12 protein-coding genes are annotated in these 12,359 nt (G+C 61.6%); 8 read left to right on the top strand and 4 right to left on the bottom strand.

Annotation, left to right across the window (positions count from 1 at the left end):
* Positions 1 to 29 precede the first annotated feature (29 nt).
* The 3 genes from ACIQTS_RS04565 to ACIQTS_RS04555 all read left to right on the top strand — a co-directional run bounded on the left by ACIQTS_RS04565 (position 30) and on the right by ACIQTS_RS04555 (position 1,767).
* Complete coding sequence (locus ACIQTS_RS04565; protein ID WP_402471589.1) at positions 30 to 359, top strand: cold shock domain-containing protein; 330 nt, start codon at positions 30 to 32, stop codon at positions 357 to 359.
* Between the two features lie 191 nt (positions 360 to 550).
* Positions 551 to 871: a putative quinol monooxygenase gene (locus tag ACIQTS_RS04560; RefSeq protein WP_105658946.1), complete on the top strand. Its 321-nt coding sequence runs from the start codon at positions 551 to 553 to the stop codon at positions 869 to 871.
* A 95-nt stretch (positions 872 to 966) separates the two neighbouring features.
* A complete protein-coding gene (locus ACIQTS_RS04555; protein WP_105658947.1) occupies positions 967 to 1,767 on the top strand; it encodes an IclR family transcriptional regulator in 801 nt (266 codons plus the stop codon).
* A 17-nt stretch (positions 1,768 to 1,784) separates the two neighbouring features.
* On the opposite strand, the gene ACIQTS_RS04550 is transcribed toward ACIQTS_RS04555, so the two are convergent.
* Both ACIQTS_RS04550 and ACIQTS_RS04545 read right to left on the bottom strand, forming a co-directional pair.
* Positions 1,785 to 3,371 carry a GMC family oxidoreductase gene (locus ACIQTS_RS04550; protein ID WP_402471585.1) on the bottom strand — a complete coding sequence of 529 codons (1,587 nt, stop codon included), beginning with the start codon at positions 3,369 to 3,371 and terminating at the stop codon, positions 1,785 to 1,787.
* Complete coding sequence (locus tag ACIQTS_RS04545) at positions 3,368 to 3,946, bottom strand: hypothetical protein (RefSeq protein ID WP_105662355.1); 579 nt, start codon at positions 3,944 to 3,946, stop codon at positions 3,368 to 3,370. The genes ACIQTS_RS04550 and ACIQTS_RS04545 overlap by 4 nt, the downstream gene beginning before the upstream one ends.
* 287 nt (positions 3,947 to 4,233) lie before the next feature.
* On the opposite strand from ACIQTS_RS04545, the gene ACIQTS_RS04540 reads away from it, so the two are divergent.
* The 3 genes from ACIQTS_RS04540 to ACIQTS_RS04530 all read left to right on the top strand — a co-directional run bounded on the left by ACIQTS_RS04540 (position 4,234) and on the right by ACIQTS_RS04530 (position 8,070).
* Positions 4,234 to 5,022 carry an SDR family NAD(P)-dependent oxidoreductase gene (locus ACIQTS_RS04540; RefSeq protein ID WP_105658950.1) on the top strand — a complete coding sequence of 263 codons (789 nt, stop codon included), beginning with the start codon at positions 4,234 to 4,236 and terminating at the stop codon, positions 5,020 to 5,022.
* 661 nt (positions 5,023 to 5,683) lie between these two features.
* Positions 5,684 to 7,030: a hemolysin family protein gene (locus ACIQTS_RS04535; protein WP_332502756.1), complete on the top strand. Its 1,347-nt coding sequence runs from the start codon at positions 5,684 to 5,686 to the stop codon at positions 7,028 to 7,030.
* Positions 7,027 to 8,070, top strand: a complete 1,044-nt coding sequence (locus tag ACIQTS_RS04530; RefSeq protein ID WP_402471582.1) for a hemolysin family protein — start codon at positions 7,027 to 7,029, stop codon at positions 8,068 to 8,070. Before ACIQTS_RS04535 ends, ACIQTS_RS04530 begins: the two co-directional genes overlap by 4 nt.
* Before the next feature lie 75 nt (positions 8,071 to 8,145).
* On the opposite strand, the gene ACIQTS_RS04525 is transcribed toward ACIQTS_RS04530, so the two are convergent.
* Positions 8,146 to 9,366 carry a CynX/NimT family MFS transporter gene (locus ACIQTS_RS04525; protein ID WP_402471579.1) on the bottom strand — a complete coding sequence of 407 codons (1,221 nt, stop codon included), beginning with the start codon at positions 9,364 to 9,366 and terminating at the stop codon, positions 8,146 to 8,148.
* 350 nt (positions 9,367 to 9,716) lie between these two features.
* Between ACIQTS_RS04525 and ACIQTS_RS04520 the strand changes: the two genes are divergently transcribed.
* Both ACIQTS_RS04520 and ACIQTS_RS04515 read left to right on the top strand, forming a co-directional pair.
* Positions 9,717 to 10,148, top strand: coding sequence for a transporter substrate-binding domain-containing protein (locus ACIQTS_RS04520; protein ID WP_402471576.1), 432 nt, complete (start codon positions 9,717 to 9,719; stop codon positions 10,146 to 10,148).
* The gene (locus ACIQTS_RS04515) at positions 10,145 to 11,107 is read left to right on the top strand and encodes a cation diffusion facilitator family transporter (RefSeq protein WP_365946669.1); all 963 of its coding nucleotides are present in this window, start codon (positions 10,145 to 10,147) and stop codon (positions 11,105 to 11,107) included. Before ACIQTS_RS04520 ends, ACIQTS_RS04515 begins: the two co-directional genes overlap by 4 nt.
* A gap of 120 nt (positions 11,108 to 11,227) precedes the next feature.
* Here the strand turns inward: ACIQTS_RS04515 and ACIQTS_RS04510 are convergent, their stop codons facing one another.
* Positions 11,228 to 11,662, bottom strand: coding sequence for a hypothetical protein (locus tag ACIQTS_RS04510; RefSeq protein WP_402471574.1), 435 nt, complete (start codon positions 11,660 to 11,662; stop codon positions 11,228 to 11,230).
* Positions 11,663 to 12,359 lie beyond the last annotated feature (697 nt).

Here is a 12,359-nt window from a genome sequence, read left to right as displayed (position 1 = left end):
GTGTACCCATGCTTACGGCCGGTTAGAAAGTGCCTGCGGAAGTTGCTGGATTTCTGGGACGTTCAGCCGCGCAGGGCTTTGCCGTGCGGCGACTTCTATGGGGACAGAAAGCTGGCCCCGATCATAAGGAGAGAGATCATGAAATGCAGGCTGATCATGCGTGCAATTTCGGATTCATCCAGCCTTCTGGCGGATTTGCCGATGCCTTCGCGCATTGCAGTGCAATTCAGAGCTTCGGATTCATGAGCGTCGAAGAAGGCCAATCAGTCGAATACAAGATTGAAGCGGGACCGCCGAAGGATGCCGTGATGGGCGATGAGGATCTGGCCGGCAACCACTCGCTGCTGAGGCTGCTCTGATTTGGATTTCACTGCCACTATCGCGCCTGGAGTCTCGGACAGGATGGCTGCTGCAGGACACTGTTGTCCTCTTGGGATTGCCGCATTCTCGCCTGTCGATAATGCGTATAGGCCCAGCCGCGTGGCACCGGGGAAACTGGCAGTAGGCCCTGTTTCTGCAGGGATGTGCTGCTTACCGAAAGGACGTCATCGTGTACTTTATTGTCGTTAAATTCAAAGTCAAGCCGGATTGCTCAGACCGCTGGCCGGATCTGGTGCGCAGTTTCACCGAGTCAACCCGTGCGGAACCAGGCAACCTTTGGTTTGATTGGTCGCGCAGCCTTGAAGACCCCAACGAATTCGTTCTGGTTGAAGCCTTCCAGGACGACGCAGCTGGAGACCACGTGGGCAGCGACCACTTCAAGCAGGCCATGATCGACATGGCGCCGGCCCTGGTTGAAACTCCGCGCATCGTCAGCCGGCAGATCGAAGGCGATACCTGGGACCGCATGGGCGAATTGGAAATCAGCTAGCAACTTTTGCGATGAACCCTGAAATTGCTGGGGCAAGGCCAGCGGCAGCTGCGACTCATATTGAAGTTCCCAGCTCACCTCGACAAGATGGGGTTATGGGATATAACGATTCACTAGCTGGCCTTGCTTCAGTTCAAAAAGCATTCGCCTTGCTGGACGTGGTGGCCGCGCATAACCGGGGTATGGCTGCCAAGGAGATCGCTGCAGAACTGCAGATGCCCTTGCCTACCGTTTATCGCCTGCTCAAGACCTTGACCCTGTCGGGCCACCTGGTCCACCTGCGCGATGAAGGGCTCTATGCCCTGGGCTACAAGCTTCACGCCCTGGATAACTCGCTGCGCCGGCAGGTAGGCACCCCGCCTTCGGTGGCGCGCTTGATCCGCGAATTGCATGTGCGGGCCGATGCCGCCGCCTACTACGCAGTGCACCGCGGAGAAGATATCGTGGTGGCCCACGTCGTTGAGTCGCCACTGCGCCCGCGCATCACCCCCATGGGCTTCGGGTTCAACAATGGTGCCCATGCGACCGCCTTCGGCAAAGTGCTGTTGGCGGCCATGGATGCCGAACGCTGCCACGCCTACCTGGACAAGCACGGCATGCCCGGGATGACCTCCGCGACCATCTGCGATCCGCAGGTCTTTGCCGCAGAACTGGACGCCGTACGCGAGACCGGCATTGCCATCGAACGCGAAGAATTCATCCGAGGCGCCTCCTGCATGGCCGCCCCGGTAACCACGGGCGCCGGGCAAGTCATCGGATCGGTGGCAGTTTCCATGGACCCGGCCGAATTCCAGACCCGCCACCGAGACGTCTCCGTCCTGCTGCGCGATGTGGCTTCGCGGGTGAGCCGCGCGCTGCGGGGCACCTCGATGCTAGGCGCAGCTTGCGCCGACTAACGAGGTGCCCGGACAGCCTACAACTTGGCCTGGGCCATTTGCTCGACGATGTACTCGGCCTGGCGGATGGCCAGCGCCACGATGGTCAAGGTCGGATTGGCCGCGGCTCCAGTGGTGAATTGCGAGCCATCGGAGATGAACAGATTCGCAACATCATGGGCCTGGCCGAAAGCGTTGACCACCCCGTCTTCAGGACGCTGGCTCATTCGCGCCGTACCGAGATTATGCGTCGACGGGTACGGGGGAGTGTGGTGCGTGGACCGCGCGCCCACTGCCTCGAAGAGCAGCGAACCCTGCTGGTAGCCGTGCGTTCGCATGGCGAGGTCATTGGAGTGGTCGTCAAAATGGACATTCGGCACCGGCAGGCCCAAGCGGTCGCTCACCGTGTTGTTCAGCGTGATTCGATTGCTTTCCTGCGGCATATCCTCACCGGTAATCCACATGCCCGCAGTGTTCAAGTAGTCGTCCAGCAGCGTAGTGAATTCCGGTCCCCAGCCGCCGGGCTCCACGAAGCTGGCGAGGAACGCCGGCCCCAACGCGATGGTTTCCATGTAATAGCCACCGCAGAATCCGCGATCCGGATCATGGCGGGATTCGTCGGCAATCAGCCCGGCCATCGTCTCGCCCCGGTGCATGTTCACCGGCTGGTCGAACTTGGCATAGACGCTGCCGGTGGTGTGGCGCATGTAGTTGCGACCCAGCTGGCCCGAGGAGTTCGCCAATCCATCGGGGAACAGCGGCGAAGCTGACAGCATCAGCAAGCGAGGGGTTTCAATGGCGTTGCCGGCCACCGCCACGATGCGTGCTTTTTGGCGCTGCGGGTTCCCTTCGGAATCTATGTAGATGACTCCGTCCACCTTGCCGGCAGCAGTATGGGTAACTTGAACAGCATGCGATTCGGGACGCAAATCCAGCAGGCCGGTGCGCAGCGACTTCGGGATTTCCGAGACCATTGTGGACCATTTGGATTTGTTCTTGTCGCCCTGGAAGTTGAACCCATCCTGGATGGATGCTGGGCGGCCGTCGTAGGGTTCGGCATTGGTTGCGTAGGGCCCGGTGGCATACTGGCGGTAGCCCAGGCGCTGGGCTCCATTGGCAAAAACCTTGTAGTTGTTGTTGGCCGGCAGCGCGGGACGCCCGTGGCGGTGGGTGCTGCCCATCTTCTGCTCGGCACGGTCGTAGTACGGTGCCAAATCGTCCAGGTTGATGGGCCAGTCCAGCAGGTTGGCCCCGTCGACCCGGCCGTAGGTGCTGCGCGCCTTGAACTCATGTGCCTTGAATCGCGGGGTGGCCCCGGACCAGTGGGTGGTGGTGCCTCCGACCGCCTTGACGATCCAGGCCGGCAGATTGGGGAAGTCGCGGGCCACGCGCCATGACCCCGAGGTGGTCCGCGGATCCAGCCAAGCCATCTGGTTGAAGGCGGCCCATTCGTCCTGGTGGTAGTCCTCATTCTTCAGATACGGGCCGGCCTCCAGCATGACCACCTTGACGCCCTTGGAAACCAGCTCATGGGCCAAAGTTCCGCCGCCGGCGCCGGAGCCGATGACGACAACTACCGAGTCGTCGTCATGGTCGTGCACTGCCGATTGCTCTTCGGTGCTCATCGGGTTGTCCCTTCCTCGAGGATTCCTGAATCACCCAGGACGTTGTCCACGGGCTTGCTGCTGGTTTCCGGTGCGTAGGCTTTCACGGCGTAGGGAAGCGGGCCCTGGTCTTGTACGGGCTCTCCGCTTTCCTCGATGCGCGGTTCGGGTAACCAATTCAGATCATTGAAACCGCGGTTCACGTAGCCGCCCTTGGAGAAGGATTCGCCTTCGTAGCCCAGGGCCTGATGCACTTCGGGGTCATCGTAGAAATTGAGGACTACGGTGCGGCGGATGAAGGCGAAGAACTCCAGATCCGCGATGCGCTTGAGCACCGCCAGTGCACGGTCATCGGGAAGATCCAGGAAATGCTCTTCGCTGAGCGTATCCAGGGTCATCAAGCCCTGGGTCAAAGCCATGCGGAACCAGCTGGATTCGGCTGAAGCCTCGATGATTTTCTCTGTCATGCGCTCGTAGGGCCCATCCGGGAACTGCGGGTGCGGAAACGAAACCCGAATGATCCGGGTCAAGATCCGCCGAGCCTCATCCGAGAGCTCCAGGGCGTTGAGAGATGAATATTTTGCTGGGAACACCATTGTTGTCACCTCGATTATTAGACGGTTAGGTCAGTTCCTGCGCTGATTCTGCAGGGAAACCGGCAGTGAAGCCTTACTTGGATTATGTAGTGCACGTCACAGTGCTGCCAGCGTCGTTATCGGCTGGTGAGAATGGCCCGGCAACGCGCTCGGCGCCACGTTGCGGGCATTATCGCTCTGCGAGAACGAAGCTATCCCCGCAGCGAGCGCGGGCCCCAAGCTGGGCAGACTCGACGGGCCAAGGGGCCGCTTCAAAGTCCGAGCAGCATCTAACAGGAGGAATCACCATGGCAGGATCCACCGCAGGGGTCGCACTCATCACCGGAGCAGGACGAGGGATTGGAAGGGCCATCGCCGAGCGCCTGGCTGATGATGGGCAGGACATCATCGTTGCCGATGTCCCGGGAGCCCAGGAGAACGTGGATGAGGTCATCGCCGCCGTCCAGCAGCGCGGGCGCCGTGCGGTCGGGGTGGCCGGAGACGTGTCGAACCCCGAAGACGTGGAACGGATGATCAAGGAGGGTACCGAAGCCTTGGGTGACCTGACGGTGTTCGTGGCCAACGCCGGCATTGCGCAGGTTGACGAGATCCTGGACGTGAAACCCGAGGCGTTGGACCGCATGCTCGACGTGAACATCAAAGGCGTCTTCTATTCCTACCAGCTGGCGGCCAAGCGCTTCATTGAGCAGGGCAGCGGCGGGAAAATCATTGGCGCGGCATCCATCGTTGCTTTCCGTCCGTTTCCCATCCTCGCCTCGTATTCGGCCACCAAATGGGCGGTGCGAGGACTGACCCAAGCGGCCGCCATGGAGTTCGCCAAACACAACATCACCGTCAATTCCTATGCGCCGGGCGTGGTGGGAACCGCGATGTGGGATTTGATTGACGAGCGGCTCACGGCGCGTGAAGGAACCCCGAGGGGCAGTGCCCTGCAGGCGCAGGTGGACAACATTCTGGCTGGCCGTGTTTCCGAGCCGGAGGACGTCGCCAAGCTGGTGAGTTATTTGGCAGGGCCGGACTCGGACCACATGACTGGCCAGACTGTCTTGATCGATGGCGGCATCAACTTCTCCTGACGCATGGGCATTGACGAGGTTCGCCACGGAGCACTGTAGCTCCGCGGCGAACCTCTTCGCTGTTGGGTGAGTCGGCAAACGGCCGGCTCAGTGCCCACCGCCCAGGCATTTGCGCATCTTCAAGCAAGCGGTAGTCAGCCCTTCGACGTCCGCATTCTTGGGAGCCGTGCCTGACGATGACGAAATTCTGCGGGTCTTCGGCCTAATTGAACTGCGTGTCCAGGTCGTTGGAAGAAGCTAAGAGCAATACGCCAGTGAGCCACGCCCGTCAGGAACCGCCGAAGACGGTAGCGCCCGGAAATAGAGCTTCTCCTTCTTGGGCGCCATGCGCCGGACCAGCGTATTTCGCGGACTTAAAAGAAGCCAATGGATCTGAACCGAAGATACAGGTTTGTTGAATCTCCGGCATAGCCGATCAGCTCGGCTGCCGGTAATCTTGTGAAATCTCTATGCAAGAGCAGGGGATTGGGCAAACAATTGTACGGTTCAACCAATTTGGCGCGCAGCATGCCGGATAATTGATGGAACACAGCAGGCCGGAGGAAGATACTCCGGTCGGAAGGGAATGATGGACGCTTCAGGCGACAGTAGATCTCATAGTTCCAACCCTCTGCCCGGAAGGCATGCCGGCCAGGCTCCGCAGGTCAGGGGGTGCATGTAATTGGAATGGATCTCGCTACTCATAGCGCTTCTCCTCATTCTCGGTTGCGGATTATTCGTTGCCGCTGAATTCGCGCTGATCACGGTAAACCGGAATCAGGTCAAGCAGGCCGCCGCGAACGGCGACCGCCGTGCCTCCGGTGTCCTCAAGGGCATGGAAACATTGTCCACCCAGCTTTCGGGCGCCCAGCTGGGCATCACGTTGACCAACCTCGGCATCGGCTTCCTCGCTGAACCGGCCATCGCGGCCCTGGTCGTCGGGCCGCTGCAGGACTTCGGTCTCGACGAAACCCTGGCCCGCTCGGTCTCCATTGCCATTGCGCTGATCCTGGCCACCATCTTGACCATGGTCTTCGGCGAATTGGTTCCCAAGAACCTGGCCATTGCCAAGCCTTTCGAAACAGCCAAGGCCGTGGTGGGGTTCCAGCGCGGCTTCAGCGTCGTGACCAAGCCCTTCCTTTCATTCTTCAACGGCAACGCCAACTGGATTGTCCGCCGCTTCGGCATCGAGCCGCAAGAAGAGCTGGCCTCGACCCGTTCGGCCGAGGAACTGGTGGCCTTGGTGGGGCACTCGGCCCGCGAGGGACTGCTTCCCTCGGAAACTGCCGAAATGCTGCGCCGGACCGTGGCCTTCGGCAACCGCCGGGCCCATGATGTGATGACCGCCCGATCGCGGATGATCACCGTGACCGCCCAGGAGACGGTGCACGAAGTGCTGGAGCTTGCCGCGCGGACCGGGCATTCCCGCTTCCCGCTGGTGGACGAGGGCGGGCACCGCGTGCTGGGCATGGTGCACATCCGTGCCTTGCTCGCCATCCCCTACGCGCAGCGGCAGCAGTCCGCGGCAGGAGACAGTGCAGAAGATGCCTTCCTGGTCCCGGATACCATCGAGCTCGATGAGCTGATGGACCAGATGCGCAACGGCGGGCTGCAACTGGCGGTACTGATCGACGAAACCGGCGACGTCGCCGGGATGCTCACGCTGGAAGACCTCGTGGAGGAAATCGTCGGCGAAGTGCGCGACGAGCACGACCCGGAGGATTCCACCATCCAGGTGCTCTCCGGGAACTCCTGGCGGCTGGATGCGGCACTGCGGCCGGATGAGGCCAATGAGCTGCTGGGCTGCCAGATCCCCGAGGACTCGGACTACGAGACCTTGGCAGGACTGCTGACCGTGCAGCTGGGCAAGTTCGGCGAGGTGGGCGATGTCGTGCGCCTCGTGGTCCCGGGCGAGCCCGGTGGACCGCATAAGGAACTTGAATTCACCATCCACGCCACCGATGGGCAGCGGATCGCCAGTGTCGATGTGACGGTGTCCGAGCAGGCAGAAGGGGAGGACGCGCGATGAGCGACCTTATGGGAATTCTGGTGACGGTCGCGCTGCTGGCAGCGAACTTCTACTTTGTCGGCGCCGAATTCGCGCTGATCTCCGCACGCCGGAGCATCATCGAGCCCAAGGCCATGGAAGGCAGCCGCAGCGCCAAGATGACGCTGTGGGCCATCGAGAACGTCTCGCTGGTCATGGCCGGTGCCCAGCTGGGCATCACCGTCTGCTCGCTGGCGCTGGGCTATGTCACCAAGCCGCTGGTGAAGTACGCGGTGGCCGGGCCCTTCGAAGCCATCGGCGTTCCGGCAGGCATGATCGACGCGCTGTCCTACGCGATTGCGCTGATCGCGGTGACCTACCTGCACGTGGTGCTTGCCGAGATGGTGCCCAAGAACATGGCCTTGGCCGGACCCGAGCGCATGGCGCTGATCCTGGGTCCGAGCATGGTCATCCTGGTCAAGGTGCTGCGCCCGGTGCTGTGGCTGATGAATGCCATGGGCAACCTGGTGCTGCGGATCTTCGGCGTCGTTCCGAAGAACGAAGTGGCCAGCACCTTTACCCGCGACGAGGTCTCTTCCATGGTGGCCGAATCCCGGGAGGGAGGCCTGCTCGATGCGCATGACGAGCAGCTGCTGCTGGGCGCCTTGCACTTCGATGCCCGGAGCATCGAGTCCGTGGCGATCAGCTTCGATGAGGTGCAGACCTTGCCGGTGGATGCCACGATAGAGCAGATCGAGGCGGCGGCCGCGCATGGCTTCTCGCGCTTCCCGCTGGTGGACGCCGGCGGCACCCCGGTGGGCTATGTCCACGTGAAGGACGTGCTGGGCGCCGACGCGCAAGCCCGGGCGCGGCCGCTGCAGCCCAGCGGCATCCGCGAGTTGCCGTCCTTCGGGCAGCAGCAGAGCGTGCGCACCGCGCTGCAGGAAATGCAGCTCTCCGGAGCCCATTTGGCCCTGGTGCGTGATGGTGAAACGGGCAAGGCCACCGGCATGGTGACCTTGGAAGACATGCTCGCAGAGCTGGTCGGCCAGATCAGGGACGAGCACCGCAGCGCAAGCTAGCCGCAGCCGCGCAATGCACGGGTCGAAGCCAGGACGGGATTCCGTCCTGGCTTCGGCCCTTTCTGGCATCGGGAACTAATCCGCCGTGGCGAAGGGCGAGTTCTTGCGCGAAAGCAGCAAGGTCAGCATTGCCCCGAGCAGCGCGAAGCCTGTGGTCAGCAACCAGGTGGCATTCCAGCCGCCGGTGAGTGTCGCCATGGATGCCAGCAGCATCGGGCCGGTGAAGTTGCCGATGTTGAAGATCTGCTGGGTCAAGCCCATCGAGGCAGGGGCCGAACCGCCGGGCGGAGCCAGATCGACCACCACGCGGGTCATGGTGGTCGGGATGGCCGCTCCGGCCAGCGAGAAGAAGCCAACGCAGATCATCTGGATCCACAGCAACCCAGGCGGGTAGTCGAAGGCGAAGGTGCAAAACGATGCCAGGGACATCAGCGCGAAGCCGGCTAGCAGCAGCGTGCGCCCATTGGCGCCACGCTGGAGCAGCCCTCCGCAGATGATCGCGCCCACCGCGTTCAGCCCGCCCACCACGGCCGAGGCCAAACCACCGGCCACCGGATCCAGGCCGAATTCCTCGTAGATGGTGGGCAGGAACCCCACTACTGCCATCCATTGCACCGTGTAGCAGCCGAAAATCAGGCCGCTGATCCACACGCGCGATGCCCGGGCGGTGATGGCGATGCGCCGGGCGGCCTCGCGCAGGGCCGCCGATCCGGCGGGTTCATCCGCACCCACGAACTTGAGGATCAGCGGAATCGGCAGCAGGGTGATGAACGCGAGGATGCCCCACCACAGGTGCCATGACAGGTGCTGGAGCACCATCGCCGTGGAGAAGACCCCGATGAAGGTGGCCATGCCCATGTAGGCGGCCCACCACCCCACGGCCATGTTCAGGTTCCGGATGGGGGCATGGAGGCGCACCAGCCCCGGCCCCATGACGGTAGCCATGATTACGCCCGCCCCTTCCAGGACGCGGGTGGCCAGCAGCAGCGGCGCGCTGGGGGACAAGGCGCCCAGCGTGCTGCCCAGCACCAGCAGCAGCAAGCCGAGGATCAGCGTGCGGCGCTGGGAGATGACTTCCGAAAGCAGGGAAACGGCCAGGCCGCCGGCCATGCCGGCTACCTGCACCACGCCCAGCAGCACGCCGGAGAAAATCAGCGAGAAGCCCAGTTCGTCCTGGATCACGGTCAGCGCGGGGGCGAGCTTCCAGATGTGCAGGCCGGCCACCACGCCGGAGGCCACGATGATGATCCAGGCCGCATTGGTCCGTTGCTGGACCTGTTCCATTTTGGCTTGCACTGCCGCCGATGCCTCCTCGCATAGGACGCGCCAACTGGTGCTCGGCGCTACTGTCCACTTCGGATTGTGGCACGGGCCGGGCAGCGATCCGGCATTCGTGTCATTGAACGGGAATCCCTGCCGGCGGCACTCCGGGCTGGATCAACTTGCCCAGGGCGAATTCTCCTTCGGCAGGTTGCAGGAGCGAGCTGAGAGTTCGCCGATATTTCCCGGGCGTTGCATTGCAGCACGAGTCCTCGGAGTAGTTTGGAGGCCAACCCGGCCGATCAAGCTCAGGAGGAATGATGTTCCGGCACAGTTCGTCCCGCACCCGGCAAGTGAAGGCAGCAGCGGCTCTTGGATGCGTCTTCATGGCGACAGCCTGCTTCCCAGCGGTGCCGGTGGACCCCGAAGGAACCCTGGACACGGTTCGTTCCGGGACGCTTCGGGCCGGAGTATCTCCTGCTTCGGATTTCGTGGAAATCCGGGATGGAGTACCCCAGGGCGCCGAACCAGCGCTCATAGAAGACTTTGCCCAGCATGCAGGTGCCGAAATCCAATGGACCATTGGTGGCGAAGAACAGCTAGTGAAGCAGCTGGAAGCAGGCCAGCTGGATTTGGTGGCGGGAGGCATCACCTCCAAGACGCCGTGGTCGGAAAAGGCTGGAGTCACTCGTCCCTACACGACCGCCATTGACGCCACGGGCAAGGAAAGGAAAATAGTCCTGCTCGTGCCTCCAGGCGAAAATGCTTTCCTGTCCGAGCTGGAGTACTTCCTGGACCAGACGCAGGAGATGCCATGAAAAACGCTGCCGGAACGCACTTGCCTCCCGCGCAACGCGAACTCATGGCGCGCGCTGCGAAGCTCGAGTGGATCAGCATCGGATACACGGCGCTCACCATTACCCTTGTGGCACTAGTGGTGGGAAATTCGCAGGCCATGCGCACAGCGTGGATCGAAGACATGCTCTCAGTCCTGCCGCAGCTGGCCTTTTTGGCATCACTGCAGTTCACCCGGAGGGCTCGTCGGCGCTCGCACCCCTACGGCTACCACCGGTCCATGGGAGCCGGGCATCTGGTCGCAGGAGTGGCGTTGCTGGTCGTCGGCGCGATGCTCGCGTACGAATCGGTATCGGCTCTGGTTAAACTGGAGCACCCGACCATCGGAACCATGAACCTGTTTGGCCATACGGTATGGCAAGGATGGATCATGATGGCGGTCATGGCGCTGATCGCGGCACCGGCCGTGGTGCTGGGACGGTTGAAAATCAAGATTGCCCAACCGCTGCACAATAAGCTGCTCTACGCCGACTCCAAGATGGCCAAGGCCGACTGGCAGACCAATGCTGCTTCGATCGTCGGTGTCGCCGGAATCGGCGTTGGGTTGTGGTGGCTGGATTCCACCGCGGCGCTGGTGATCGCTGCCGGCATTCTCAAGGACGGCTGGGACAGCACGAAGTCCGCAACCTCGGATTTGCTGGATCGCCGTTCCAAAGGTGTCGACGGCACGGATCCGCACCCGCTGATCCCGGCCATGGAGGAACAGCTCCATGCCCTGGATTGGGTTCGCACTGCGGGATTGAGGGTCCGCGAACTCGGCCAGGTCCAGCACACGGAAGCGTTCATCGTTCCGGAATCCGATACCGTGACGCTTGCCCAATCCGAGGAAGCGCGAAAAGTGCTAGAGGGAACCGACTGGAAAGCGTATGACGTGGTGGTGACGATAGTTCCCGAGCTGCCTGAGTTCCTCAAGCAGGACTGAAAACCGAGGCCCGGGCCCTTCGCTTGAAGCGCAGTGGAAGCACGGCGATCCGGCGAGGAGAACCGGCGAGGCAGGGTGCTGGCGCTGGAGCTAGCAGCCCGCCTTGGCTGCCCCGCCGGACTAGCCGATATCGGTGGGTGACGTGGCTACTTGGCCAGGCCAGTCACTGCGCACGAAGCAGGGAATCTCATGGATTGCCGCGCTATGGGACCAGAAAGCGACGCGAAAGGGAATCATTTTCTCCGTGTGCTGCCGGGAGCAGAGTTCGCTGATGGTGGTTCCAGCTGGCAAATGGGGAACTTTGGGAAACAGCGGGCTGGGTACCGTGATGTGCCATAGCTGCAGGTCATCGGTTTGGTCATCGTCAAGGACCATGAGTACAGCCCGGCCATGGACAGATACGAAGCCCATGACTTCATCCACTGGATCAGCTCGTTGCGCGAATACCACGGGCATGCCCTCCATCCAGCCGTACGCAGTGAGATGGGTTCTGGCCTCGGGGCAATGCAAAAGTTTTTTGACGCGTTGCATGGCGCGCATATGTCGTTCAGGCATGTTCATGTGATCCTCCGCTGATGGCAGCTCTCCGAAAGGTGACCGCCCACGAAGTCCTGCGGCGTTGAGCCGCGGAATTCCCCGGGTTTCGCCTTTGGCGCTCGGTGATCATCGTGGAGTGTTCTTCAAATAATACATCCCGTTTCCAACCGCCGGGCGGAGCCTCATGTTGGCACATGCCCGAGGCGGTGCAATTCGCAGGGTTTCAAATAGCATGTCCCTGCGCAAGCCGTGGTAGAAATATGCGTTTGGTAGGACGATATTGGCCGGATAAGTAGAGTCGAAGAATTGAATGACCAGCGAATGGGCACTTTCCTGTTTCGCCTCTTAAAGCTGTGGATCGAAGTAATTCTGCACTCAATACCCAGAGCGTTTTGGACCGCGCAGGTCCCGGAAAAAGCTCAGATGCCTGAAGCGGCGCGTATCAACGAGCCGGTCAAGTGCTTGGAAGGAATATAACTGTAGGCTATATAACCCTCGTTGGTCTCGCTTTGCTTGAAATCTTTCGTTAGTCCGGCTCCTGATCGAAGCGTTGCGTCTAGCCCGGTGTTGGTCTTGCTCTTCAGGACCGTGTCGGGTTGCTGGGTGCTGATCTTTGGCGTAAAAAGGTACGGTCGTTGCAACGCCTGATTGTTCAGGATGTTGCAACGACCGTTAGAACCCGTCGACCGCCTGCCCCGCTTTTGGGATGATCGAC

This window comes from Glutamicibacter sp. NPDC090743 (assembly GCF_044769125.1).
Taxonomy (GTDB): Bacteria; Actinomycetota; Actinomycetes; order Actinomycetales; family Micrococcaceae; genus Glutamicibacter.
The sequence above is the reverse complement of the archived record's forward strand: the minus strand, read 5'-3'. Positions and strand labels throughout refer to the sequence as shown.